General features: G+C 72.9%; 18 protein-coding genes. 8 read left to right on the top strand and 10 right to left on the bottom strand.

Annotated elements, in window-relative coordinates:
• Nucleotides 1-59: 59 nt before the first annotated feature.
• The 4 genes from ACGFZW_RS37465 to ACGFZW_RS37450 all read right to left on the bottom strand — a co-directional run bounded on the left by ACGFZW_RS37465 (nucleotide 60) and on the right by ACGFZW_RS37450 (nucleotide 4246).
• The gene (locus ACGFZW_RS37465; RefSeq protein WP_393897814.1) at nucleotides 60-242 is read right to left on the bottom strand and encodes a Trm112 family protein; all 183 of its coding nucleotides are present in this window, start codon (nucleotides 240-242) and stop codon (nucleotides 60-62) included.
• A 240-nt stretch (nucleotides 243-482) separates the two neighbouring features.
• The gene (locus ACGFZW_RS37460) at nucleotides 483-1841 is read right to left on the bottom strand and encodes a phosphomannomutase/phosphoglucomutase (RefSeq protein ID WP_393897813.1); all 1359 of its coding nucleotides are present in this window, start codon (nucleotides 1839-1841) and stop codon (nucleotides 483-485) included.
• A 148-nt stretch (nucleotides 1842-1989) separates the two neighbouring features.
• Nucleotides 1990-3606, bottom strand: coding sequence for an L-lactate permease (locus ACGFZW_RS37455; protein WP_393897812.1), 1617 nt, complete (start codon nucleotides 3604-3606; stop codon nucleotides 1990-1992).
• Between the two features lie 196 nt (nucleotides 3607-3802).
• On the bottom strand, nucleotides 3803-4246 hold the full coding sequence (locus ACGFZW_RS37450; protein WP_393897811.1) for a DUF3499 domain-containing protein: 444 nt from the start codon (nucleotides 4244-4246) through the stop codon (nucleotides 3803-3805).
• Nucleotides 4247-4517: 271 nt separating this feature from the next.
• Here ACGFZW_RS37450 and ACGFZW_RS37445 point away from each other — a divergent pair, with 271 nt between their 5' ends.
• Nucleotides 4518-4976 carry a metallopeptidase family protein gene (locus tag ACGFZW_RS37445; protein ID WP_393897810.1) on the top strand — a complete coding sequence of 153 codons (459 nt, stop codon included), beginning with the start codon at nucleotides 4518-4520 and terminating at the stop codon, nucleotides 4974-4976.
• Between the two features lie 76 nt (nucleotides 4977-5052).
• Here ACGFZW_RS37445 and ACGFZW_RS37440 read toward each other — a convergent pair whose 3' ends face one another.
• The 3 genes from ACGFZW_RS37440 to ACGFZW_RS37430 all read right to left on the bottom strand — a co-directional run bounded on the left by ACGFZW_RS37440 (nucleotide 5053) and on the right by ACGFZW_RS37430 (nucleotide 11077).
• Nucleotides 5053-6690, bottom strand: coding sequence for a DUF5719 family protein (locus tag ACGFZW_RS37440; RefSeq protein WP_393897809.1), 1638 nt, complete (start codon nucleotides 6688-6690; stop codon nucleotides 5053-5055).
• The gene (locus ACGFZW_RS37435; RefSeq protein ID WP_393897808.1) at nucleotides 6687-10493 is read right to left on the bottom strand and encodes a glycosyltransferase; all 3807 of its coding nucleotides are present in this window, start codon (nucleotides 10491-10493) and stop codon (nucleotides 6687-6689) included. The genes ACGFZW_RS37440 and ACGFZW_RS37435 overlap by 4 nt, the downstream gene beginning before the upstream one ends.
• Before the next feature lie 320 nt (nucleotides 10494-10813).
• A complete protein-coding gene (locus ACGFZW_RS37430; RefSeq protein ID WP_003983763.1) occupies nucleotides 10814-11077 on the bottom strand; it encodes a WhiB family transcriptional regulator in 264 nt (87 codons plus the stop codon).
• A 765-nt stretch (nucleotides 11078-11842) separates the two neighbouring features.
• Between ACGFZW_RS37430 and ACGFZW_RS37425 the strand changes: the two genes are divergently transcribed.
• The 3 genes from ACGFZW_RS37425 to ACGFZW_RS37415 are packed head-to-tail and all read left to right on the top strand — an operon-like array spanning nucleotide 11843 to nucleotide 14672.
• Complete coding sequence (locus tag ACGFZW_RS37425) at nucleotides 11843-12367, top strand: cysteine dioxygenase (RefSeq protein WP_393897807.1); 525 nt, start codon at nucleotides 11843-11845, stop codon at nucleotides 12365-12367.
• Between the two features lie 26 nt (nucleotides 12368-12393).
• Nucleotides 12394-13350: a 2-phospho-L-lactate transferase gene (gene cofD / locus ACGFZW_RS37420; protein ID WP_393897806.1), complete on the top strand. Its 957-nt coding sequence runs from the start codon at nucleotides 12394-12396 to the stop codon at nucleotides 13348-13350.
• Nucleotides 13347-14672: a coenzyme F420-0:L-glutamate ligase gene (locus tag ACGFZW_RS37415; RefSeq protein WP_393897805.1), complete on the top strand. Its 1326-nt coding sequence runs from the start codon at nucleotides 13347-13349 to the stop codon at nucleotides 14670-14672. The genes cofD and ACGFZW_RS37415 overlap by 4 nt, the downstream gene beginning before the upstream one ends.
• A 55-nt stretch (nucleotides 14673-14727) precedes the next feature.
• Here the strand turns inward: ACGFZW_RS37415 and ACGFZW_RS37410 are convergent, their stop codons facing one another.
• The 3 genes from ACGFZW_RS37410 to ACGFZW_RS37400 all read right to left on the bottom strand — a co-directional run bounded on the left by ACGFZW_RS37410 (nucleotide 14728) and on the right by ACGFZW_RS37400 (nucleotide 18310).
• The gene (locus ACGFZW_RS37410; RefSeq protein WP_393897804.1) at nucleotides 14728-15633 is read right to left on the bottom strand and encodes a DNA-3-methyladenine glycosylase family protein; all 906 of its coding nucleotides are present in this window, start codon (nucleotides 15631-15633) and stop codon (nucleotides 14728-14730) included.
• Between the two features lie 79 nt (nucleotides 15634-15712).
• Complete coding sequence (locus ACGFZW_RS37405) at nucleotides 15713-16795, bottom strand: sugar phosphate nucleotidyltransferase (RefSeq protein WP_393897803.1); 1083 nt, start codon at nucleotides 16793-16795, stop codon at nucleotides 15713-15715.
• Between the two features lie 168 nt (nucleotides 16796-16963).
• Nucleotides 16964-18310, bottom strand: coding sequence for a peptidoglycan recognition protein (locus tag ACGFZW_RS37400; protein WP_393897802.1), 1347 nt, complete (start codon nucleotides 18308-18310; stop codon nucleotides 16964-16966).
• A 126-nt stretch (nucleotides 18311-18436) separates the two neighbouring features.
• On the opposite strand from ACGFZW_RS37400, the gene ACGFZW_RS37395 reads away from it, so the two are divergent.
• The 4 genes from ACGFZW_RS37395 (at nucleotide 18437) to ACGFZW_RS37380 (ending at nucleotide 24549) form a co-directional block, all read left to right on the top strand.
• Nucleotides 18437-19201 carry a TIGR03089 family protein gene (locus ACGFZW_RS37395; RefSeq protein WP_393897801.1) on the top strand — a complete coding sequence of 255 codons (765 nt, stop codon included), beginning with the start codon at nucleotides 18437-18439 and terminating at the stop codon, nucleotides 19199-19201.
• A 171-nt stretch (nucleotides 19202-19372) separates the two neighbouring features.
• A complete protein-coding gene (locus ACGFZW_RS37390; RefSeq protein WP_393897800.1) occupies nucleotides 19373-20809 on the top strand; it encodes an LCP family protein in 1437 nt (478 codons plus the stop codon).
• Between the two features lie 227 nt (nucleotides 20810-21036).
• Nucleotides 21037-22806 carry an LCP family protein gene (locus ACGFZW_RS37385; RefSeq protein ID WP_393897799.1) on the top strand — a complete coding sequence of 590 codons (1770 nt, stop codon included), beginning with the start codon at nucleotides 21037-21039 and terminating at the stop codon, nucleotides 22804-22806.
• A 69-nt stretch (nucleotides 22807-22875) separates the two neighbouring features.
• On the top strand, nucleotides 22876-24549 hold the full coding sequence (locus ACGFZW_RS37380; protein WP_393897798.1) for an LCP family protein: 1674 nt from the start codon (nucleotides 22876-22878) through the stop codon (nucleotides 24547-24549).
• Nucleotides 24550-24703 lie beyond the last annotated feature (154 nt).

Genomic DNA, 24703 nt, shown 5'->3' with positions numbered 1-24703 from the left:
ATCGCCGGTACGGGCGGGGGAACGCCGGGCGGTGCCGGGGCGGGCCCGGCGGCGCCCGGTCAGGCGGGGCGGCGGGCCTCGTCGACGAGCAGCACCGGGATGCCGTCACGGACGGGGTAGGCGAGGCCGCAGTCGGCGGAGGTGCAGGTCAGCTCGCTGGGGTCGGCCGCGGTCCGGTCCTTCAGCGGGGCGTGGCACGCCGGGCAGGCGAGGATCTCGATCAGGCTGGCTTCGACCGGCATGGCGGCTGCTCCTTCGGGGTGGTTGCGGCTCAGCCAGCCTACCGCCGGACCGGGGGCCGGGGCCTGCTCGGCGGTGGTTTACAGGTGACCGGTGGGGGCGGGGCGGCGTGGCGCGGGCTGCGGCGCCGGACGGCCAGCGGACCGGAGCAGCGCGTTCCGCTCCGGTCCCGACTGCCGTGCACCGCGCCCGCCCGTCCGGCGCCCGCCGCCCGCCGTCACGCTCGGGCGCAGCCGTCACGCTCAGGCGCGGACGATCGCCAGCACCTCGTCACGGACCCGGTCCACGGTGGCGGCGTCCCGGGCCTCGACGTTCAGCCGCAGCAGCGGCTCGGTGTTCGAGGCGCGCAGGTTGAACCACCAGTCGGCGGCGGTGACCGTCAGACCGTCCAGCTCGTCGAGGGTCACGCCCTCGCGGTCGGCGTACCCGGCCTTGATCGCGGCGAGCCGGCCGGACTGGTCGTCGACGGTGCTGTTGATCTCGCCGGAGGCCGCGTACCGGTCGTACTGGGCGACCAGTTCCGAGAGGGTGCCCGGCTGGCCGCCGAGGGCCGCGAGGACGTGCAGGGCGGCGAGCATGCCGGTGTCGGCGTTCCAGAAGTCCCGGAAGTAGTAGTGCGCGGAGTGCTCGCCACCGAAGATCGCGCCGGTCTTTGCCATCTCCTCCTTGATGAAGGAGTGCCCCACCCGGGTGCGGACCGCCTCGCCGCCCTGCTCCTTGACGACCTCGGGCACCGACCAGGAGGTGATCAGGTTGTGGATGACCGTGCCGCCGGGGTGCTTGGCGAGTTCGCGGGCGGCGACCAGGGCGGTGATCGCGGAGGGCGAGACCGGGTCGCCCTTCTCGTCCACCACGAAGCAGCGGTCGGCGTCGCCGTCGAAGGCCAGGCCGAGGTCGGCGCCCACCTCGCGCACCCGCGCCTGGAGGTCGACGATGTTCTCGGGGTCGAGCGGATTGGCCTCGTGGTTGGGGAAGGAGCCGTCCAACTCGAAGAACAGGGAGTCCAGTTCGAGTGGCAGGCCCTCGAAGACGGTGGGGACGGTGTGGCCGCCCATGCCGTTGCCGGCGTCCACGACGACCTTCAGCGGTCGGATGCCCGACAGGTCCACCAGCGACCGCAGGTGCGTGGCGTAGTCGGCCAGCACGTCCCGCTGCACGATCGTGCCGGTCTTCGCGGCCGGCTCCGGGGCGCCGTCCCGCGTCCACCGCTCGACCAGCGCGCGGATTTCGGCGAGACCGGTGTCCTGGCCGACCGGCGCGGCGCCGGCCCGGCACATCTTGATGCCGTTGTACTGGGCCGGATTGTGCGAGGCGGTGAACATCGCTCCCGGCAGCCCCAGGGCCCCGCTGGCGAAGTACAGCTCGTCGGTGGAGCACAGGCCGATCTCGGTGACGCCCACCCCGCGCGCCGCGGCGCCGCGGGCGAAGGCGCGGGAGAGGCCGGGTGAGGAGGGGCGCATGTCGTGCCCGGTCACGATCGCGTCGGCACCGGTGACCTCCGCAAACGCCGCACCGAACAGCTCCGACAGCGTCTCGTCCCACTGATCGGGGACCACACCGCGCACGTCGTACGCCTTCACGATCCGCGACAGATCAGCCACAGCCAGCCCTCCTGAGGTCTCTACGGAGCCCCAAACCTACCCGCACCGCCTGTGCGCGAGCCCTGAATCCGGCCTGTGTGCGCCGTCGCACGCGGGGGGGGCGTCGCCGACGCGCCCGCCCCCCGGGCGCGCTCCCGCGTCGGCCGGCCTACGGCAGCATCCATCCCAGGACGGCGGTGCTCTGCCCGACCACGATCAGGCACATCACCAGCAGCAGGCCCAGGCTCCACGGCAGCACCTTGCGCAGCAGATCTCCTTCGCGTCCCGCGAGGCCGACCGCCGCGCAGGCGATCGTCAGGTTCTGCGGGGAGATCATCTTTCCGAGCACGCCTCCGGAGCTGTTGGCCGCGGCGAGGAGTTCGGGGGCGAGCCCGGACTGCTGGGCGGCGGTGACCTGGAGGGCGCCGAAGAGCGCGTTGGCGGAGGTGTCGGAGCCGGTGACGGCCACCCCGAACCAGCCCAGGACGGGCGAGAGGAAGGCCAGTCCGGCGCCGGCCGCGGCGACGAAGTGGCCGATGGTGGCGGCCTGTCCGGAAAGGTTCATGACGTACGCGAGCGCCAGCACCGAGGTGACGGTGAGGATGGCGTGCCGCAACTCCAGGACCGTGGCGGCCCATTCCCGGACCGCCGCACCGGCGCGTACACCGAGAACGGCCGCGGTGAGCAGGCCGGCCAGCAGCACCAGGGTGCCGCCGGTGGCCAGCAGCGGGAGCGAGAAGCCGTTGCCCGCGACGGGTGTGCCGTCGGGGCCGGCGACGTTCAGCAGCGGCCAGTCGAAGGTCCATGTCGCCCGCGCCAGGAGCTCCTTGACCGGGGGGACCTGGGCGAGTGAGAAGACGGCGACGATCATCGCGTAGGGCGCGTAGGCGCGGACGATCTCGCGGCGCTCGTCGTCCGTGTCCAGGTCGTCGCTGCGGACGCCGGTGAGGACGGCGGCCCGTACGGTCTCGGCGGCCGGCCGGCGCGCGCCGGGCACCGCGACCAGAGCGGCGGCCCCGGCCAGTGCCGCCCCGATGTCGGCGAGCTGCGCCGAGACGAAGTTGGCCGCGGCGAACTGGACGACGGCGAAGGCGCAGCCGCAGGCGAGGGCGGGCGCCCAGGTCTCGCGCAGCCCCCGCCGCCCGTCGACCAGGAAGACCAGCAGCAGCGGCACGACCAGGGCCAGCAGCGGCGTCTGGCGGCCCACCACGGAGGCGACCGCGTCCAGCGGCAGTCCGGTGACCTGGGCGAGGGTGACGACGGGGGTGCCCATGGCGCCGAAGGCGACCGGTGCGGTGTTGGCCACCAGCGCGACGACCGCGGCCTTGACCGGGTCGAAGCCCAGCGCGACCAGCATCACCGCGCTGATGGCGACCGGCGCGCCGAAGCCGGCCAGGGCCTCCAGGAGCGCGCCGAAGCAGAAGGCGATGACCAGGGCCTGGATGCGGGGATCGGCGGAGAGCCGGGAGAAGGAGCGGCGCAGCACGTCGAAGTGGTGGGTGCGGACCGTCATCCGGTACACCCACAGGGCGTTGACGACGATCCACAGGATGGGGAAGAGACCGAAGACCGCGCCCTGGGCGGCGCCGGCGAGTGCCTGGCCGGTCGGCATGCCGTATCCCCACCAGGCCACGGCGAGGGCGACGGCGAGACCGGTCAGGCCGGCGTAGTGGGCACGCAGCCGTACGGCGCCGAGCAGGACGAGCACGGTGACCAGCGGAGTTGCGGCGACGAGGGCGGACAGGGCGAGCGAGTCGGCGATGGGCTCCAGCTGTTGGACGAACACGCGACCTCCCGGCACGGGTGGCTCCCCTTGCCGCTCCCGGTCACGAAGGGCGCCCGTGGACGGGCCGCGACCGCGAGCGGATCATGCGGGAGTGCAGGAATGGTCGTGTCCGCGACAACTCGGCGTCAATGCTCCGTCAGCAACCGATTGCGAAGCGTCGATGGCCACCCCGGGGCGCGGGGTGGGGCCGGGAGGATCAGGAGTCGGGCGAGCGCAGCACCCGCAGATGGCCTCGCCGGGCCACCTCCATGGGCTGGGAGTTCCGCCCGCCGGGACCCGTGGTCTGCGGCCCGCCGGTCCCGCCGGCGGCGCGCTCCTGCGGTCTGGCCGCCTCGCGGACGGCGTTGGCGAGCGCTTCGAGATCGTCGCCGCTGGGGCGGGCAGGTCCCGAATCGAGGGCGAGGCGGACGACCTCCCAGCCACGGGGGGCGGTCAGCCGCTCGGAGTGCTCGGCGCACAGGTCGTAGCAGTGCGGTTCGGCGTACGTGGCGAGCGGGCCGAGCACGGCGGTCGAGTCCGCGTAGACGTACGTCAGCGTTGCGACGGCGGGGCGGCCGCACGCGGTGCGCGAACAGCGACGTACAGGGCTCACGACGTTGGACGGTACCGCACTCTTGAGCGGGCCGCGACGACTCTCCACCGGCTCACCCAACCGTGTCGTCCCGCTTCGTCCGATGCGTCTGACCTGCACCCGCTCGACCGGACCCGCGTGGGGCGGGCGGCGAAGGGCGGTCCGGGACGAGGAATGCCGTCGCCATTCGATGCAATTCATGTCATTCCGTGGGCGATCTGCGATCTGATGCGGGGATGGAAACAAACACAACCGCGACCGGACCGGTCACAGGGCGACATGGCGCGGGTTGTCGCGCACGACGGTGGCCGCGGTCCCGCGACGGCTACGCTCGATGCTGATGGACACGCCCGTACCGCCCCGCCCGTCGGAGCCGCGCCAGCGCCGCCGCGACCGCCACGGCCGCGGCATGCGCGGACCGATCGCACCTCCGCAGGTGCCCCTGTCGGTGACCCGCGCCGACGCCTTCATCGATCTTGTCTACGACTCCCGGGACCGGCTGGAGCGACGCTGGCCGCAGCTCTCGGACGTCGACTTCCTGGTGCTGGACGTCCCCGGGTCCGGCCCCGACGAAGGCCCCGACGCGGGCGGGGACGAGGAGACGGTGCCGCTGGGCCGGTCACTGCCGGCCGCCGGCCCGCACCGGGACCGGATCGTGATCTACCGCAGGCCGGTGGAGATCCGCACCAAGAGCCGCGACGAGCGCGCGCTCCTGGTGCACGAGGTCGTCGTCGAACAGGTCGCCGAGCTCCTCGGCCTCGCTCCGGAGTCGGTGGACCCGCGGTACGGCCAGGACTGAGGCCGGGCCGCACGCCCGGAGCCACCGCCCGCACCGGGTGCTCGCGCGTGCTCGCGAGCACCCCCGGTTCGAACGCTCAGTCCGTCAGCAGGGACAGATCCTGGCCGGCGGTCGGGACCACCACCGAGCCCCGGTCGTCCGGCATCGGCTGGACGGTGAAGGCCGGGATGCCGCCCTGCGGCTGCGCCAGCGTGCGCGCCGCGTGGACCGGCCCGCTGCCCGGCTGCGGCTCCACGGTCAGCGCGTAGGAACCCTTCAGGCCCCGCGGGCGCGGCGGTTCGACGGCGAGCGTCGTGCCGCCCTTGACCGTGTACGTCTTGCTGACCGACGTGCCGCCGCCGCTGCCGGCCGAGGCCGTGACCTTGACCTTCGCGTCCTTGCCCTTGTCCGGAGCCACCAGCGAGAGGGTGCTGCCCTTGGCGCGGTTGTCGGCGGCCGTCGCGCGCTTGTCGACCGGCCGGGTCGAGGAGATGAACGCCATTTCCTGCTTGGCGCCCTTGCCCCGGGTGACCCGCACCGCGACCGCGATGGGCGCCCTGGACGCGCCGTCGGCGGGCGTCAGCACCAGCGAACCGGCCTCGCCCTTGGTGAGGTCCTTGAGGTCGACCGCCGTGGTCATCCCTGCCTTGACGTGCAGCGTCTCCAGCCCGGCCGGGACGATCGGGCCGGTCGGGGTGTCCAGCTGCACCTTCAGGTCGGCGTCGGCCTCCCCGGGGGATACGGCGATCAGCCGCACGGAGGTCGCGTCGGCCGGGATGCCCGGCAGCACGGCCTCGGGCGCGGGGTCGGCGGCGGCCGGCAGCCAGTCACTGCCCAGCTTCGCGTCGCCGGCCTGCACGGAGGCGCCCACCCGGCCCTCCCGGGCGACGACGTGCAGCGCCGCGTTGGTGGTCGGTGAGCCCGTCAGGGTCGACAGCAGCACCGGGACGGTGGTGTGCGGTGGCACCGTGATGTCCTCGCCGCCCGGCGTCTCCAACGGGCCGTCCTTGCCGGCCAGTTCGAGGTCGACGACCGCCTGGGTGGAGTCCGGGTTGGTCAGATGGACGTAGTCCTGACGCTCCCGGGCGGTGCTCACGCCCGGGAACCAGAACGTCGTGTCCGGCGCGGCGCAGGTCAGCCCGAGCAGGCCACGGCCGGAGCCGGCGGCGACGGACGTGGTCTGCTGCACGGTCCAGCCGGGAGCGAGGGTGCCGTCGGCGGCGCCCACCAGCGCGGGAGCGTCGGCGCTTTCGGTCTTCGTGGTGACCGGCTTGCCGGCCTCCTTGAGCGGCACGACAGGCTTCTTGTCACGCGGCGGCACGATCCGCAGGCGCGCGGCGGCCGCCTCACCGGCGGAGTCACCGCCCTTGCCGGCTTCCTTCTTGCCGTCCTTGCCGTCCTTGCCGTCCTTGTCGTCCTTGCCGTCCTTGCCCGGCTCGCTCCCGCCGGTGTCGCCGCTCTCCTCGACCGTGCCGGCCGGCAGCAACTGGGCGGTGCCCTTCTTCGCGTCCGCGCCGGCCGCGGCTCCGGTGGGGGCGAAGGCGGTGTACGTCGTCTCGCCGACCTCCGAGGAGGTCGGGGCCGGGCAGAGCAGCGCGGAGCGCTGTACGGGCTTGCGGGAGCCGCTGCCGGGCGCGGCCTGCCCCTCGCCGTCCGGCGCGGCCACGGCGGCCACACCGGTGACGGCGGCGAGCGCGACCGTCGCGCCGATCAGGGACATCATGGTGCGCTTCACTGCTGGTCGCTCCCGTCACGGCGCGGCTCGGGGTAGGAGCCGAAATAGGACGTGCCGTCGTCGTAGGGCTGCTGGGGCTGTTGGCCGGGGTCGTAGGGCGGCGGGGGCGGCTGCTCACCGTCGTGGACCGGCTGCTGCTGCCCGTAGCCGTACGGGTCGTATTGGCCGGCCTGGTACGGGTCCGCCGGATACGGGTCGGCCTGGTAGGGGTCGGCCTCCGGGTAGGGGGGCCGGCCGTACTGCCCCGCCTGGTAGGGATCGGCCGCGGGATACGGCGGCTGCCCTTCCGGCTGTCCCTGCTGGACGGCCTGCCAGTCCTCGTACGACTGCTGCTGCGGCACCGCCGCGTAGGGGTCGCCCGGCTGCGGCGCGCCCTGGCCCGGAATCGCCCCGGCCATCGGGCCGGCGGGTTCGGCCATCGGGTCGACCGGCTCCTCACCCGTACGGGCTGCCGGGATGCCGGCCTCGGGAGCTCCTGCCGCCTGGGCAGCGGCGCGCAGCCTGCGGGCCCTGCGGCCCTCGCCGGTGGCCCCGGCCGCGGCCTGTGCGGCGGTCGCCGCACCGGTGTCCTCGGGCAGGTCGTCGTCGATCTCGCGGCGGCGGCCCGGCAGCGCGAGCACCACCAGGACGACAGCGAGCAGCCCCTGCACGGCCAGCCAGACGGTGTGGCCGATCGGGTTCTCATGGGTGAGGTCGAGCCGGCCGCCGGCCGCGGGCAGTGCAAAGCCCTGCGCCCAGCCGTCCAGCGTCACGGGCTTGAGCGGCTTGCCGTCGAGGGTGGCCTGCCAGCCCTCGTCGGCCGCGTCCGCGATCCGCAGGACCCGGCCGTCGGTCCCGCCGGGTACCTCGGTGTGCGCCTCCACGGGGCCTGCCGGTACCGGGATCGGCGCGGCCGCCTCGCCCGCGCGGGTGCCGTCCTGGGCGGCGCCCGCGACGACGGAGACCCGCGAGACCCGCCGGTCCACCCGCCACAGGGCGCTGCCGTCCTCCTGGCTGAGCCGGGTCAGGCCCGGCGTCGCGTCCAGCACCCGGCCCATCTCGCGCGGCGCGCCGTCGCGGACCAGGATGTAGCGCACGGCGTAGCCGCCGAGCTGGTTGGTCTGGTCGGCGCCCGAGCCGGCCACGAGGTTGGCGACGATGCCGCCGAGGCGCGCGTTCTCGCCGGCCTCGGCGGCCAGGTCGGCGTCGCCGAGCCGGGCGCCGGAACCGCGGACGAGGGTGTAGTCGACACGCCCGGACCTACCGCCCAGGACCAGGGTGCGGGCCCGGTCGGCGGTCCCGGACTCCTCGGCGACGAACGCCGGGACCTGCACCGGGTCACGCCGCTCCAGGGGGCCGGCCGCGCCGGTGATCATCCAGCTGACCGCGGCGTAGACCGGGGCGAGGACGGAGGCCAGTGCGATCAGCACGGCGACCGGCTGCTTCCAGCCGAACCCGAGAGTGGCCATGCGGGTGCGGATGCCCTCGGCGCCGACCGCGGCCGCGCACAGCAGTGCCAGGCCGTAGATCAGCATGGCGGGTCCGGTCCAGCCGGATCCGTTGCCCAGCGCGGCGAACAGCAGCGCGGTCACCGCGACCGCCCAGGCCGTACGGATAGCCGTGGGGCGCGCGTCGCGCAGGGTCGCCGCGAGGGCGGCCAGCACGACGCCGATCAGCAGCACGCTGCCGGCCGCCTTCGGCCCGCCCGGGCTGAGCGCGATCAGGTCGAGGACGGAGGCGGAACCGGCGCCGTAGTCGAGCCCGGCCTCCTGGAAGAAGCGCGAGGGCTGCGTGAGCAGCGACAGCGACCAGGGGGCGAGGACGAGGAGCGGCGCGAGGGCCACGGCCAGGAAGCGCAGGGCGTGGCCGAGCATCAGTTCACGGCGGCCGTCGCGGTAGCGCAGCACCAGCAGGCCGATCCCGAGCACCACCGCGATCGGCCAGACGACCGGTGTGAAGGCCATGGTGAAGGTGACCAGCAGGGCGTACGCCCAGGTGGCGCGCCAGCTGGGGCGGGTGCCGGACGGCAGGCGCAGTCCGCTCGCGGCGACGGCGGCGCGCGCCATCAGCGGGAGCAGGATGGCGAGCACCGCGGTGCCCAGCCGGCCGCCGGCCAGCGCGCCCGCTGCGGCGGGCAGGAAGGCGTACGCGATGCTGCCCCAGGCCCGCAGCAGCCGGGAGGCGACCAGCGGGCGGGAGGCGAAGTAGGCGGTGAGTCCGGCCAGCGGGACGGAGCAGACCAGCAGGAGGGTGAGGGCGAAGCCGGTGCTGCCGAAGAAGAAGGTCGCCACCACCGCGAGGACCGCCAGGTAGGGCGGCGCGGAGGCGGTGTCGCCGACGCCGACCGCGTGCCAGCTGTCGAAGTACGCCGCCCACAGGTCGGACACCTGCGCGGGGGCGGGCAGCAGGGCGCCGCCGGTCAGCGCGCCGGACCCGAGCAGTCCGCGGCAGGCGATCACCGACACCAGCAGCAGGAGCAGGAAGAGCACCGGGCCGGGCCTGCGGGCGATCCGCTTGAGGCGGGCGAACTGCTCGACCTCCAGGAAGTCGGCGTCGTCACCGCCAGGTCCCGACTCCACCGCGCCGTGCCGGCCGGCCGACGCAACATCGGGCGCGGCCCGGCCGCCGAGGTTGCCGGCGACCTGCTCGACGGTGGCGCGCACGGTCGCACCGGGCGGCGGGAAGAGCGGCCGCAGGTCGGCCGCCTCCACGGCGGGCCGGCCTCGTCTGCGCCGGGCGGCGAGGACCTTGCCGGGTCGCAGCAGGACGGCGAAGAGCCCGGCCAGCTCGTCGAGCGCCTGACCGGGGACCTTGCCGACGAGGTAGGCGACGACGCGCAGGATGGTGCCGAGCAGCAGCCGCAGCAGGACGTACGGCAGGAGCGCGCCGCGGGTGTTGGCGAGGAGGGTGTAGACGGCGCCGGCCTTGTCGACACGGTGCGGGTTGGCGACCGAGCGGCCGACACAGTCGATGGGGCGGCGTTCGCGGGCGGAGGCCTCGGCGTGCCGCAGGATCGCGTCCGGCGCGATGAGCACCTGGTGGCCGGCGGCGTGGGCGCGCCAGCACAGGTCGACGTCGTCGCGCATCAGGGGCAGCCGGCGGTCGAAGCCGCCCAACTCCTCGTAGACGTCGCGGCGGATGAGCATGCCGGCGGTGGAGACGGACAGCACCGGGCGCACCTGGTCGTGCTGTCCCTGGTCCTGCTCGCGGCGGTCCAGGCCCGTCCAACGGCGTCCGCTGCGGGCGATGGTGACGCCCGCTTCCAGCAACTGGCGGCGGTCGTACCAGCTGCGCAGCTTCGCGCCGACGATGACCGTCGAGGGGCTCGAGTCGGCGACCCGCAGCAGCTCGGCGAGGGCGTCCGGCGCGGGGGCGCAGTCGTCGTGCAGCAGCCACAGCCACTGGACCGGTTCGCCGTGCGGCAGTTCGGGCATGTCGTAGGCGTCGTCGCGCCAGGTGCGGCTGACCGGGTCCCAGCCGCTGGGGCGCCGCAGGTAGGGCAGGTCGTCGGGGGTCAGCACGCCGGCGGTGCGGACGGCCTCGTCGACGGCGGTGCCGAATCCGGAGCGGCGGGCGAGATGCAGCACCCGCTCGTCGCCGATGGCCTCGGCGAGCAGCCGGGCGGACTCGTCCGCGCTGCCTGTGTCGGCGCCGATGACGTTCTGCACCGGGCGTTCCTGGCCGAGCAGGCCGGCGAGCGCGTCGGGCAGCCAGCGGGCACCGTCATGGGAGACGATCACGGCGGTGACGACGTGCCGCGGGAACTCTGGCGTGGCGGCTGCATATGAGGCGGGCTGGGCCGCCGACTGGCTGTGCACGGACATCGAGGTACGGGCCCTCCGGACCCGGGAGTTCGGGACCCGCGGCGAAGTCGCTCGCGGCCACCGCCCCCGGAAGACACTGCGACGGACATCGGACTTACTCGCCTGGGTACGCGCGCGCCCGGCGGGGGGCGTCGGCGCGTCTCGGACGGGGCCCCACACTAATGGTTCGCACCGGCGGGCCGACCGGCTCCGTCACAGCAGTCCGCCTCCGGCGCTCAGGACGCTGGAGGCGGAGTGTTCGCTATAGGGGGATATGGGGAGTTGGGGTGGTGCGGCGGCGGGGCCGCGCGCCGTGCGTTTTCCGGGCTGCCGTGTCACGTTCAGACAGCGGCCTTCTTCAGTCGCCGCCGCTCACGTTCGGACAGGCCGCCCCAGATTCCGAAGCGCTCGTCGTTGGCGAGGGCGTATTCCAGACACTCGGAACGGACCTCGCAGGCGAGGCAGACCTTCTTGGCCTCGCGGGTGGAGCCACCCTTCTCCGGAAAGAAGGACTCGGGGTCGGTCTGGGCGCACAACGCGCGCTCCTGCCAGCCGAGCTCCTCGTCCGCCTCCTCGACCAGCAATTCCTGGAACAGCTCGGTCATGTGCGCCCCTCGTCTGTCTTTTGCGTCCCCGTTGGCTTGGCGTCCCCGTGATCTCGCCGTGATCGATAACGGCTGAACGACACGAGTGAAATTACAAGTGTGCTGATCCGGGCCAGTCAAGCCGAGATCTGCTATTGGGCCTCTTATTCACTCTGCGGAACCAAGCGTATGCGGAAAGTGTTCAAATCACCAAAAACCAGGACACACTGCAGTCGCATCCGAAGACGCTTCCGCGACCGGGTGCCCGGCACGCGTTCTCCTAAGCGAGACGCTCCGGGGCGGCACTCCCGTTGCATCGCGCACACCGAAGCGGGGAAGATCACAAACGCATCACGAGATCACTACGGCAACGGCGTTTGAAGGCGCGGTTGATGGGCGACTTCTCCTGACCGGCAACTGCACAAACCTTTCGCCGGGCGGCGTAACCGGATGAGGTGAAAGATGTGCGGCAAACCCGACATCCAGTTGACATCGCGACGTGAACCCGGTCTCCTTGACCGCATGCCAGTGACCCCCGCGCCCCGCCTGACCCGTGCCTACGGGTCGCTCTGCGCTGCGCAGGCTCGCTGTCGCTGTTCCAGCTGTCGAAGCCACTGAGCTCCAGCTTTCTCGCTCGCACCACCCCAGCAGCGCCCCTGCTCCGCGCCATCGCGCCGTGCCCCCCACAGGGAAGCCCCGCGCCGTGCCGCACCCCTCCCCCAGCTACCGCTGGGAGGCCGCCCAGCGCGACCGCCCCCAGCACTTCCGCCGAGGAACCCGAAGCACATGAACAGCGACGTCCAGATCGCCGGCGACCCGCTCGCCATCCCCCACCTGCTGCCGCCCGTTCCGGCCCACCCGGCCACCGTCGCCGGTTTCGCGGGGCTGGCCCGCTCCATCGCCGCCGACCGCGCCTCCTGGGCCCCGCTCGTCCGCTACGACACCACCACCCGCTGGTACCACCGGCTGCGCGTCGGGCCGGGCTACGAGGTCTGGCTGCTGAGCTGGGTGCCGGGGCAGGGCAGCGGCCGGCACGACCACGGGCAGTCCTCCGGTGTGCTGACCGTCCTGGAGGGCGAGTTGACCGAGCGCGCCGGCGCCGGGCACCACACGCTGCGGGCCGGCGCCCAGCGGGTCTTCGCCCCGGGCTACGTCCACGAGGTCGTCAACGACGCCCTGGCTCCCGCCGTCAGCCTGCACATCTACTTCCCCGGCCTGACCGAGATGCCGATGCTCCCCGCCTCGGACGCCGCCGGGCACGGCGCGAGTGCCCGGTGCGCGTCGCCGGCGCGGGAGACCGCCGCTCCCTGACGTTCGCCGACTGACACACTGTCGTCATGCGCATTGTGGTTCTGGCCGGCGGTATCGGCGGCGCCCGCTTTCTGCGGGGACTGAAGGCAGCGGCTCCGGACGCGGACATCACCGTGATCGGCAACACCGGTGACGACATCCATCTGTTCGGGCTCAAGGTGTGTCCCGACCTCGACACCGTGATGTACACGCTCGGCGGCGGCATCAACGAGGAGCAGGGCTGGGGCCGCGCCGACGAAACCTTCCGGTTGAAGGAGGAGTTGGCCGCCTACGGCGTGGGCCCCGAGTGGTTCGGGCTCGGCGACCGGGACTTCGCCACCCATGTCGTGCGGACGCAGATGCTGGGCGCCGGCTATCCGCTCAGCGCCGTCACCGAGGCGCTGTGCGCACGCTGGAAGCCCGGCGTGCGCCTGCTGCCGATGTCCGACGACCGGATCGAGACGCATGTCGCGGTCGAGGAGGACGGCGAGCGCAAGGCGATCCACTTCCAGGAGTACTGGGTGCGGCTGCGCGCCTCGGTGCCCGCGCACGCCGTGGTGCCGGTCGGCGCCGACCAGGCCAAGCCCGCCCCCGGGGTGCTGGACGCCATCGCCGAGGCCGACGTGGTGCTCTTCCCGCCGTCCAACCCCGTGGTGAGCATCGGCACGATCCTGGCGGTGCCCGGCATCCGCGAGGCGATCGCGGACGCCGGTGTGCCGGTGGTCGGCCTCTCGCCGATCGTCGGGGACGCGCCGGTGCGCGGCATGGCCGACAAGGTGCTGGCCGCCGTCGGCGTCGAGGCGACCGCCGCGGCCGTGGCACAGCACTACGGCTCGGGGCTGCTGGACGGCTGGCTGGTCGACTCCGTCGACGCGGCCGCCGTGGACGACGTCGAGGCGGCCGGTATCCGCTGCCGGGCCGTCCCGCTGATGATGACGGACGACCAGGCCACGGCCGCGATGGTGCGCGAGGCGCTGGCGCTGGCCGAGGAGGTCCGGGCATGACCGCCGAGGTGCCCGCGTACCGGGTCTGGGCGCTGCCCGGCATCGGCGAGGTGCGGCCCGGCGACGACCTCGTCAAGGTGATCGCCGCAGCGGCGACCGGCGAGGGCCTGCCCGGACTCGCCGACGGCGACGTGCTGTTGGTGACCTCGAAGATCGTCAGCAAGGCGGAGGGCCGGGTGGTGGAGGCCACCGACCGTGAGGCGGCGGTGGACCAGGAGACGGTACGCGTCGTTGCGCGCCGCGGTGCGCTGCGGATCGTCCAGAACCGGCAGGGCCTGGTGATGGCCGCGGCCGGTGTCGATGCGTCCAACACCCCCGCCGGGACGGTGCTGTTGCTGCCGGAGGACCCGGACGCCTCGGCCCGCGCCATCCGGGCAGGGCTCCGGGATGCGCTCGGCGTCGAGGTCGGCGTCATCATCAGCGACACGTTCGGCAGGCCGTGGCGCAGCGGGCTCACCGACGTCGCCATCGGGGCGGCCGGGGTGCGGGTGCTGGACGATCTGCGCGGCGGCGTGGACGCGTACGGCAATCCGCTCAGCGCGACGGTGGTGGCCACCGCCGACGAGCTGGCCGCGGCGGGCGACCTGGTGAAGGGCAAGGCCGACGGACTGCCGGTCGCGGTGCTGCGCGGGCTGCCCCGGCTGGTCGAGGAGGCGGACGCGGCGGACGGCGCGCACGCGCTGGTGCGCGACGCCGGGGAGGACATGTTCCGGCTCGGCACCTCCGAGGCCGTGCGGGAGGCGGTGACGCTGCGGCGGACGATCCGGGAATTCCTGGACGAGCCGGTGGACGGCGGCGCGGTGCGCCGCGCGGTGGCCGCCGCCGTGACCGCCCCGGCCCCGCACCACACCGCTCCCTGGCGGTTCGTCCTGCTGGAGTCCGCGGACAGCCGGCTGCGGCTGCTGGACGCGATGCGGGAGGCGTGGATCGCGGATCTGCGGGCGGACGGCTTCAGCGAGGAGTCGATCGTCAAGCGGGTGCGCCGCGGCGATGTGCTGCGCAACGCGCCCTGCCTGGTGGTGCCCTGCATGGTGATGGACGGCTCGCACACCTACCCCGACGCGCGGCGCAACGCCGCCGAGCGCGAGATGTTCGTCGTCGCCAACGGCGCCGGGATCCAGAACTTCCTGGTCGCGCTGGCCGGTGAGCAGCTGGGTTCGGCGTGGGTGTCCTCGACGATGTTCTGCCGGGACGTCGTACGGGAGGTCCTGGAACTGCCCGCGCACTGGGATCCGATGGGCGCGGTGGCCGTGGGCCGCCCGGCCGCACCGCCGCGGGAGCGGCCGGCCCGGGACGGCGCGGACCACGTCGTGGTGCGCTGACGCCGCACGCGGTGCGCCGCACCCCGCGGTCGTGGGCGTGGCACCGCCGGTGGACTCACAGCCGGGCTATGTCCCCGACCGGGAAGCGCGGGGCGCGGCGCGGCGGGGTGCGGCCGGACAGCAGGATCAGCCGCGCCGCGCGGTGCCGCTGTCCCTCGTAGGGCGCGAGCAGTTCGAGCATCTCCTCGTCGGTGGTGCCGCGGCGGCCGGTCAGCGCATAGCCGATGATCTTCGGAAGGTGCAGATCGCCGACGGTGATCGCGTCCGGTGCGCCGAGGGCACGCTGCAGGGTCTCGGCCGCGGTCCACGGGCCGATGCCCGGAAGGGCCGTCAGGCGGCGGGTGGCATCGGCGAGGTCCATCCGCGCGGCCTCCTCCATCCGGCGGGCGACGCGTACCGCACGCAGGATCGCCGACGAGCGCTTGGCGTCGACCCCGGCGCGGTGCCACTCCCAGGAGGGGATCAGCGCCCAGCCGCGCGGATCGGGCATCACCCGCATCCGCTCCCACGGCCCCGGGGCGGGCTCACCGTGCCGTTGCAGCAGCAGCCGCCACGCACGGTAGGCCTCGTCGCTGGTGACCTTCTGCTCCAGGATCGAGGGGATCAGCGACTCCAGGACCAGGCCCGTCCTTGCGAGCCGGACGCCGGGGTGGCGGCGGCGCGCCTCGTGCACGATGCGGTGTCTGGCCGTCAGCTCCTCCGGGTCGTCGGCCTCCCCGAGGAGTACCGGCAGCCGCTCCAGCAGCCAGTCGGCACCAGGACCCCACGCCTCCGCCTCGACCGCTCCCGCTGCCGGGCGGGCGGCGACGCGCAGGGTGCCGGGGCCCTGAGGGGTGCGGCAGGCGCGCCAGAGTTCCTCGCCGCGCACCGCGAAGGCCGGGTCGCCCGGTCCGCGCTGCAGCACGCGCAGGGTGCGGTGCAGGTCGTAGGGGCCGGGCGGGACCCAGGTGCGGGCGGGCATCTTGCCAGGTTAGGCGATCGGGCGAGGGGGCAGTGGGCGCGCGCGGAGGTGCTGCGCGTCACGGCCTGCCCCGCAGCGCCTACTGGTCGGAGGAGAAGCGCACCGAGCCGGGCGGGATGTCGGCGCCGCACCAGACACGGATGCCGCCGCGCAGCTCGTTGTCGGCGCCGATCCGCGCGCCGTCGCCGATGACCGCGCCGTCCAGGACGGTGCGGGCCCCGATGTGCGCGCCGGCGCCGATCAGTGAGTCCTGGATGCGGGCGCCCGGTTCGATCACCGCGCCTTCGAGGACGGCGCTGCCGTCGATGCGGGTGCCGGCGCCGACCGTGGTGCGGGCGCAGACGACCGTGCCGCCGGTCAGCTTGGCGTCCGGGGCGACCTCGGCGGTCTCCAGGACCAGCCGGTCGCCGCAGCGGCCGGGGACGGCCGGGGAAGGGGCGCGTCCCAGGACGAGGTCGGCGGAGCCGCGCACGAAGGCCTGGGGCGTGCCGAGGTCGAGCCAGTAGGTGGAGTCGACCATGCCCTGGAGGTGGGCGCCGTCGGCCAGCAGTCCGGGGAAGGTCTCGCGCTCGACGGAGACCGGCCGGTCGGCCGGGATGGTGTCGATGACGGAGCGGTTGAAGACGTACGCGCCGGCGTTGATCTGGTCGGTGACGATCTCCTCGGGCGTCTGCGGCTTCTCCAGGAAGGCGGTGACCCTGCCGGTGTCGTCGGTGGGCACCAGGCCGAAGGCGCGCGGGTCCTCGACCCGGGTCAGATGCAGGGAGACATCGGCGCCGGTGGTGCGATGGGTGTCGACGAGCGCCTCGATGTCCAGGCCGGTGAGGATGTCGCCGTTGAAGATGAGCACCGGGTCGCCGGGCGCGGAGTGCAGCCGCGAGGCGACGTTGCGGATGGCGCCGCCGGTGCCCAGCGGCTCCTCCTCGGTGACGTACTCCAGATGCAGTCCCAGGGACGAGCCGTCGCCGAAGTACGGCTCGAAGACCTCCGCGAGGTAGGAGGTGGCGAGGACGATGTGCTCGACGCCCGCGGCCCGTGCGCGGGCCAGCTGGTGGGTGAGAAACGGCACACCGGCCGCCGGCACCATGGGCTTGGGCGTGTGCACCGTCAGCGGGCGCAATCTCGTGCCCTTGCCGCCGACCAGAAGGATCGCTTCAGTCACCTTGTCTTCACTGCTTCCTGCTGGGGTCGGCGATCGGCCGACCAGTGTAGGCAGACGCTTTCCGGTGATGTTCCGCCGTGGGGGGCGGCTCCGTGGTCGGTAGGACGTCTCGTGTGCGGGGTCGGTTCAGCGGTGGGCCAACCGGACGGTAACCGGCCGGTGGCCGCCTCAGCGACCCTGCAATTGGGCGGCGGCGATGCGGGTGGCCCCCAGCTTGTCGTAGAGGCGGTCGCCGGGGCACTGCGTGTTGAAGCCGTCCCGGTGGCCGGAAATGACGTGCAGTTTGGCCTCGACGCCCTTCTTGAAGCGGTTGCCGCCGCTGGACTTCAGCCGGGCGATGTCCTGCGGGTCGGCCCCGTAGAGACCCAGCTTCCATGCCGTCAGAGCGGCGATCGCGTCCACGGCGGGCTGCGGCGGCTCGATGGTGGTGAACGTGCCGAGCACCGCGACGCCCATGCTGTCGTGGTTGAAGCCGAGGGTGTGGGCGCCCATGACCGGCTTGGCGACGCCGCCGGCGCGGCCTTCGTAGATGGTGCCGCACTTGTCGACGAGGAAGTTGTAGCCCATGTCCCGCCAGCCACTGGTCTTGACGTGGTAGCGGTAGATGGCGCGGAGCACCGAAGGCGCCTGGGCGCAGGTGTAGTTGTTGCCGGACGCGCTGTGATGGACGAAGGCGGCACGCACGGTCGAGGTGTAGGCGAACGCCTTCTCGCGGAGGCTCTCGTCGGCGCCCCAACCGGCCCGGGTGACCATCCGCGGGCGGGGCCCGATGTACGGGTGGGCGCCGGCCGGGCTGCCGTCCGCTGCGTTCACGTCGTTCCGGGAGGCGGCCTTGTCCAGGGCCGGGATCTCGGTGGCGCCGAGCGGCGCGAGCTGGGCGTTGACCGCGGAACTCGCGGCGGCCTCCGGGGTCGCGGGGGCGAGCGGGGCGGGCGGGCCGGCGTGCACGCCGCGCGCGGTCTCCGGTTCGTCGCCCGGATCGACGAGCTCCAGCCGCAGCCCGCCCGGGAGGGTGGCCGGTGCCCGGTCGACGGTCTCGGGGGTGATGCGCAGCTGGACCGCGTCGGAGTCGCCGACCCACAGGGGAGCGGTGCTGCCCCGGGCCCGGCTGCCGCGGCGCTCGGCGGCATCCAGGTCGGGGGCGTCGTCGTTGTGGGCCTGGACCTCCTGCCAGCCGGACCAGATGTCGGTGCCGGTGGTGCGGGTGCGGACCTGCACCTGGCCTCTGAGTTCGGCGCGGCCGTCGTCCCAGACGACGCCGAGCAGGGAGAAGGGCTGCACCTTGCGTGCGGAGAGTCCCCGGAGCCCGGCCGCGGCGGCGGCGCGGTCGGAGGTGTTCCCTGCGGCCGCGCCCAGGCGCTCCACCGGCAGGGACCGGGTGGTGCCGGGCACCGCCCGGTCGGGCGGCGAGGACGGGGCGGGCCGGGCGGCGGCCGCTCCCGCGGGCAGCGCGAGGGGCAGGGCGAGGGCGACCGCGCACGCGGCGCCGAGCGAAGTCACGAAGATGGCACGCATGGCCAAATCGTGGGACCGCCGGGCGGAACGCGCCATCGGTGATCTGACGGGGCATCGGCCGAACCGGTGGCGTCCCCCGCTGCGCCCGACGGAGCGTCAATCGGCGCCGCGCGTAATCTGGCCACGATGAACGCCACCGATCGCACCCCCGCCGACCTGCTGCGTTCCGCGCTCGCCGCGGACCCGGCCCGCCCGCTCGTGACCTTCTACGACGACGCCACCGGTGAGCGCGTGGAACTGTCCGTCGCCACCTTCGCCAATTGGGTGGCGAAGACCGCCAACTACCTCCAGGGCGATCTCGCCGCCGAGCCCGGCGACCGGCTCGCGCTGCTGCTGCCCGCGCACTGGCAGACCGCCGTCTGGCTGCTGGCCTGCTCGTCGGTGGGCGTGGTCGCGGAGGTGGGCGGAGCCCCGTCCGCGGCCGACCTCGTCGTCAGCGGGCCCGACCACCTGGACGCGGCCCGCGGCTGTTCCGGGGAGCGGGTGGCGCTGGCGCTGCGCCCGATGGGCGGGCGTTTCCCGCAGACGCCCGAGGGCTTCACTGACTACGCCGTGGAGGTGCCCTCCCAGGGCGACCGGTTCGTCCCGTTCGCGCCGGTCGATCCGGGCGCCCCGGCGCTTGTCGTCGACGGCGAGGAGCTGACCGGCGCGGCGATCACCGAACGCGCGGTGGCCGACGCGGCGGCCGGCGGGATGCCGCAGGCGCCCCGCGTGCTGTCGGGCCTGGCCTACGACAGCTGGCAGGGCCTGTCCCACGGGCTGTACGCGCCGCTGGCGACCGGCGGTTCCGTGGTGCTCTGCCGCCATCTCGAACAGCTGGGCGCGGAGGGCACCGCCGCCCGCGAGACCAGCGAGAAGACCACGTTCACGGTGACGACACCACGCTCCTGAGGCCCCGGCTCCCCCGTCCGGCGGACCGGAAACCCGTAGAAATGGGCTGGTTCGCCCATTTCGGTCCATGATCTTGCGTACGTACAACCATGCACGGGGTTCGTCCGTCTTCTGATCGACCGGGCCCCGCGTGCGGGCGCGCCGCCGACTCCGTGAGGGATGGACGCACACGTGACCGAGAGCCCGGAGACCCCTTCCGACCGCGAGGGCCCCGAGGAGGGCGCGTCGCCGACGCCGCAGCCCGCGGCGGGGCAGCGGCCGGAGGCGGGTGCCGGGGAGGCTCCGCACGCACCGGGCGGGGAGCCCGGGGCCGACCGGCCGGCCGGGAAGAACGCCGCCCGCTGGGCGGAGCGCCCCACGAACCGGGGCCTGCCCCTGTGGCCCCTCGGACGGCGGTCGTCCTCCGACGGGCCCGGCCCGCCGCGCACTCCGCGCCACCGCAAGCGCCTGATGCGCTGGGCGGCTCTCGGCGTGGCCGCCCTCGTGCTGGTCGCGGCCGGCACCGGATGGGCGCTCTACACCAAGCTGAACGGCAATATCCGCACCGACAGCGCGACCCGCAACGAGCTGGAGAAGTACGAGGCCGAGCGCCCGGAAGCGGGCCCGCCGGATGTCGAGAACGTCCTGCTGATCGGCTCCGACAACCGCGGCGACGGCAACGGGAAGTACGGCGAGGACAGCGGCACCCAGCGCTCGGACACCACGATCCTGCTGCATCTGGCGGGGGACCGGCAGAGCGCGACGGCGGTCAGCATTCCGCGCGACCTGATGGTGCAGGTGCCGCGCTGCAAGCGCTCGGACGGCAAGCAGGTCGACTCCCAGACGGTGCAGTTCAACTGGGCCTTCCAGTTCGCCGGTGCCGCCTGCACGATCCGCACGGTCGAGAAGATGACCGGAATCCGCATCACCCACCACATGATCATCGACTTCGTGGGCTTCAAGAAGATGGTGGACGCGGTGCACGGCGTCGATGTCTGCCTGCCGCGGCCCGTCAACGATCCCGCGGCGCATCTGGTGCTGCCCGCCGGACGCCAGACGCTGCGCGGTGAGGCGGCGCTCGGGTACGTCCGGGCACGCAAGAGCATGGGCAACGGGAGCGACACCCAGCGTATGGAACGGCAGCAGCAGTTTCTTGGCGCTCTCGTGAAGAAAGTGCAGAGTAATGGTGTGCTGCTCAATCCGACCCGGCTCTATCCGGTGCTGGATGCCGCGACGAGTTCGCTGACCACCGACGAAGATCTGGCCTCGCTCACCGGCCTGTACGAATTGGTCCGCAGCATGCGCAGCATTCCCACCGAGCGGGTCCAGTTCCTGACCGTGCCACGTCAGGAGTACCGCTTCGATGCCAATCGCGACGAGCTGGTGCAGCCGGACGCCAAACGGCTCTTCGGCCAGCTGCGCAAGGACCTGCCGGTGGAGGTGGAGCCCGTGCGGGACGCGGACGCGGCCCGTACGGGGAACGCCCCGTCGCCGCACGGCGCGACATCCTCACCGGACCCCTCGAACACCACCGGCTCGGACGGCAAACCGGACGGAACGCCCTCGCCGTCCGGTAGTTCGGACCCGACCTTTCCCGGAACCACCGCGGAGCGCGGGATCTGCGAATAAAAACGATGCAAAGGTACGCTCAACGACTCGAATGGATTGGGCGGAATGCCCAGTTGTAGGGAAGTGGAATTTGTCACGGGCGTCGCTAGGCGCTGAACTGGGCCGATAGTGTGAGCGATCCGGTCCGCTCGACCAGCGGGTCCGGCCAGGCACGTAATGCACAATCGACCGACCGAGCGCCTTGAGGGGATGGCGCCGCGTGGCACCGACGGAGGACTCAAGGCACCGTGGACGCGCAAGGCCGTGGGCGGGCGGGCGACAATGTCGATCCCGCAGATCAGTGGGTGTTCGATCCGAACACCGGCAATTACGAGCTGCGGCTTGACCCTGCCGGTCAAGCGGCGGAGCGGCCCTCCGTCCGAAGGACGCCCGGATCAAGACGCGCCGCGCGCAACGCGGGTGCCGAGGGCGGGGACACCGACACCCGTCCCCTGCCGACCCAGCGCGGTCGCCGGGGCGGCCGTGCCGCGGAGGAGGCCGACGAGCGCCCGTCCGGTGGCCGGGCGGAGCGGCGTGGCGGCCGAGGTCGGGTCGCCGCGGCGGCCGAGGCGGGCCGAGCGGGCCGGCGCAAGGCCAAGCCGAAGAAGTCGGTGAAGAAGAAGGCGCTGTATTGGACGGCCGGTGTGGTGGGGTTCGTCCTCGTCGCCGGCTGCGGCGGCGCGTACTTCATCTACCAGCAGCTGGACGGCAACATCTCGAAGGTCGATGTCGGCGTCGAGAACGACGCGGTGTCCGACGGGCCGGTCAACATCCTCATCATCGGCACCGATGCCCGCTCGGGTAAGGGCAACCAGGGCTACGGCGACGCCGGCAGCGTCGGGCACGCGGACACCACGATCCTGATGCACGTCTCCAAGGACCGTACGAACGCGACCGCGCTGAGCATCCCGCGCGACATGATCACCGACATCCCGAACTGCCCGACGTCGCAACCGGACGGCTCGAAGAAGACGATCCCCGGCGAGCAGGGGGTCCGCTTCAACACGAGCCTCGGCCAGGCGGGCCGCGATCCGGGCTGCACCTGGCGCACCGTCGAGAAGATGACCGGGCTGAAGATCAATCACTTCATGATGGCCGACTTCAACGCGGTCAAGGAGCTGTCCGAAGCGGTCGACGGCGTCGAGGTGTGCGCGGCCAAGGACATCAACGACCCCAAGTCGCACCTGAAGTTGAAGGCCGGCAAGCACATCGTCAAGGGCGAGCAGGCGCTGGCGTTCGTGCGCACCCGGCACACCATCGGCACGGGCAGCGACCTCAGCCGGATCGAGCTCCAGCAGCAGTTCCTCAGCTCGATGATCCGCAAGATGAAGTCCAGCGCCTTCAGCAGCCCGGGCAAGCTGCTGGACATCAGCCAGGCGGCGACCAAGGCGCTCACCGTCGACACCGGTATCGGCAGCGCGAAGAAGCTGCTGGACCTCGGTACCGACCTCAAGAAGGTCGACATCGACAAGATCACCTTTGCCACGGTGCCGGTCCTGGACAACCCCGACGACCCGGCCACCGTCGTACTGGACGAGGGCAAGGCGAATCCGCTGTTCCAGATGGTGCGCGCGGACCACACCCTGTCCAAGGGCAAGAGCAAGGGCGGCAAGAAGGCCTCCGGGCCGGTCAAGAAGGCTCCGCCGGAACTCGTACGCGTCGACGTCACCAACGGCGGCGGGCCGCTCGGCGCCGCGCAGGAGACCGTGGACTGGCTGCAGAACACCAAGGCCGCCAAGCTCTCCACCAACGCCGGCAACGCCCCGGAGAAGCTGGACGCGACGCGCCTCGAATACGCCCCGAACCAGGCCGACCAGGCCGCCACCCTGGCCGACTGGCTGGGACTGCCCAAGAGCGCGCTCAAGAAGTCGTCGCAGGACGCCGGTTCACGGGTCCCGATGAAGCTGGTGCTCGGCAAGGACTTCACGGCTCCGGGCACGCCGGTCGAGGCACCGACCGAAACCCCTGACGGGGTGCAGAACGTCAACGCGGATGACAAGAACATCTGCGCCAAGTGAACAGAGCGTGATCCGGCTGCCGCCGAGGCGCCGAGTGCACCACATGACTGACAACGGGGAGAGGGCCGAATGCGGCAGAGCAGTGTGCGTGGTGACAGAACACGCCGGCGGCGGCCGGACGCGCAGGATCCGGCGGGCGACGGCCCGTACGAGAGCGGGCTGCCGCCGGACGCGCCCGGCTGGACGCCGCCCCCGGGCAGCGGCAGCGTGCCGCCCGACGACGAGGGCGGCGGCAGCCACCGCAGAGGGGGGCGGCCGCGCCGGCGCAAAGGCCGCAAGGTGCTGCGCTGGACCGCCATCAGCCTCGCCCTGCTGCTGGTGGCCGGAGCGGGCGCCGGCTACCTCTACTACGAGCACCTCAACTCCAAACTCCGCAAGGACCGCAGGGACTTGTCGGCGGGCGGACTGAAGAAGCCCGATCCCAACGCGTTCGGGCAGAGCCCGCTCAACATCCTGCTGCTCGGGTCGGACGGCCGGGACAACAAGGAGAACATCAAGCTCGGCGGCGCCCGTCAGGACGCGGACCGCAAGCCGCTGGCCGACGTCCAGATGCTGCTGCACGTCTCCGCCGATCGCAGCAACATGTCGGTGATCTCCATCCCGCGGGACACCCGGGTGCCGATACCCAAGTGCACCGACCCGCACGACGGGAAGGTCTATCCGCAGACCACGGCCGCCATCAACCAGTCGCTCCAGCACGGCGGTCCCGGCTGCACGCTCGCCACCTGGCAGGAGCTGACCGGCATCTACATCGACCACTTCATGATGGTCGACTTCTCCGGTGTGGTGGAGATGGCGGACGCCATCGGCGGAGTCCCGGTGTGCGTCGACAAGAACATCTACTCGCACGACCGCAAGGGGCACGGCAGCGGGCTGCGGCTGACCGAGGGCACCCACTCCGTCAAGGGCGTCCAGGCCCTGCAGTGGCTGCGTACCCGCTACGGCTTCGAGGACAACACCGACATCGGCCGGGCCAAGGCCCAGCACATGTACATGAACTCCATGGTCCGGCAGTTGAAGGCCGGCACCAAGCTCACCAACCCCGGCCAGCTGCGTGATCTGGCGGAGGCGGCCACCGCCGCGCTGACCGTCGACGACGGCCTCGGCAGCGTCAAGAAGCTGTACGACCTGGGTGGCGACCTCCAGCGGGTACCGACCAAGCGCATCACGATGGTCACCATGCCCTGGCAGTACGGCCCCGGCGAGAGCTACGTCATGCCCAAGCCGGGCGAGGCGGAGCAGACCTTCGCCCTGCTGCGCAACGACACCGCGCTGGACGGCAAGGACGCGAAGAAGAAGCCCTCGCCCGCCCCCAAGGCGTCAACTCCCAAGAGCGAGCTGAAGGTCGTCGTGCAGAACGGCACCAACAGCAGCGTCTCGGGCCCGGTGTCCGGCCGGGCGAGCGTCATCCAGCAGCAGTTGACCACTCTCGGCTACACCGCGGCGGACACCGACTCGGCGCTGAGCACCCAGGCCGACACCACCATCAGCTACCCGGGCAAGGCCGCTCGGGGCGACGCCCTGGCGATGGCCAAGGCACTGGGCCTGCCCGACAGCGCGGTCAAGGAGTCCCGTTCGGTCTCCGAACTGCGCCTCGTGGTCGGCAACGACTGGCGCAGCGGCACGGAGTACCCGAAGCAGCAGGGCGACAACAAGCCCGACAAGGCCCCGGAGAGCGCGGACGCACTCAACGGCGAGGACAAGAAGGCCTGCATGAAGGTGAATCCGCAGTACACGTTCTAGGCGTGAACGCGGAGGCGGTACGCGAAGGGGCGGGGGGGGGGGGGGGGGGCGCCCCCCCCCCCCCCCGGGGGGGGGGGGCCCGCCCCCCCCCCCCGCCCCCCCCCCGCCCCCCCCCACCCCCCCCCCCCCCCCCCCCCCGCGCCGCGCCCGCACC

Source organism: Streptomyces sp. NPDC048248, assembly GCF_043201875.1.
Classification (GTDB): Bacteria; Actinomycetota; Actinomycetes; order Streptomycetales; family Streptomycetaceae; genus Streptomyces.
This window is presented reverse-complemented; position numbering and strand designations above follow the sequence as displayed.

Excerpts from the sequence above, each read along its gene's own strand:
- ACGFZW_RS37400 (WP_393897802.1), bottom strand. The coding sequence starts at position 18,310 with ATGCGTGCCATCTTCGTGACTTCGCTCGGCGCCGCGTGCGCGGTCGCC.
- ACGFZW_RS37380 (WP_393897798.1), top strand. The coding sequence starts at position 22,876 with ATGCGGCAGAGCAGTGTGCGTGGTGACAGAACACGCCGGCGGCGGCCG.
- cofD (WP_393897806.1), top strand. The coding sequence starts at position 12,394 with ATGCGCATTGTGGTTCTGGCCGGCGGTATCGGCGGCGCCCGCTTTCTG.
- ACGFZW_RS37415 (WP_393897805.1), top strand. The coding sequence starts at position 13,347 with ATGACCGCCGAGGTGCCCGCGTACCGGGTCTGGGCGCTGCCCGGCATC.
- ACGFZW_RS37410 (WP_393897804.1), bottom strand. The coding sequence starts at position 15,633 with ATGCCCGCCCGCACCTGGGTCCCGCCCGGCCCCTACGACCTGCACCGC.
- ACGFZW_RS37395 (WP_393897801.1), top strand. The coding sequence starts at position 18,437 with ATGAACGCCACCGATCGCACCCCCGCCGACCTGCTGCGTTCCGCGCTC.
- ACGFZW_RS37465 (WP_393897814.1), bottom strand. The coding sequence starts at position 242 with ATGCCGGTCGAAGCCAGCCTGATCGAGATCCTCGCCTGCCCGGCGTGC.
- ACGFZW_RS37445 (WP_393897810.1), top strand. The coding sequence starts at position 4,518 with ATGGACACGCCCGTACCGCCCCGCCCGTCGGAGCCGCGCCAGCGCCGC.
- ACGFZW_RS37425 (WP_393897807.1), top strand. The coding sequence starts at position 11,843 with ATGAACAGCGACGTCCAGATCGCCGGCGACCCGCTCGCCATCCCCCAC.
- ACGFZW_RS37430 (WP_003983763.1), bottom strand. The coding sequence starts at position 11,077 with ATGACCGAGCTGTTCCAGGAATTGCTGGTCGAGGAGGCGGACGAGGAG.
- ACGFZW_RS37435 (WP_393897808.1), bottom strand. The coding sequence starts at position 10,493 with ATGTCCGTGCACAGCCAGTCGGCGGCCCAGCCCGCCTCATATGCAGCC.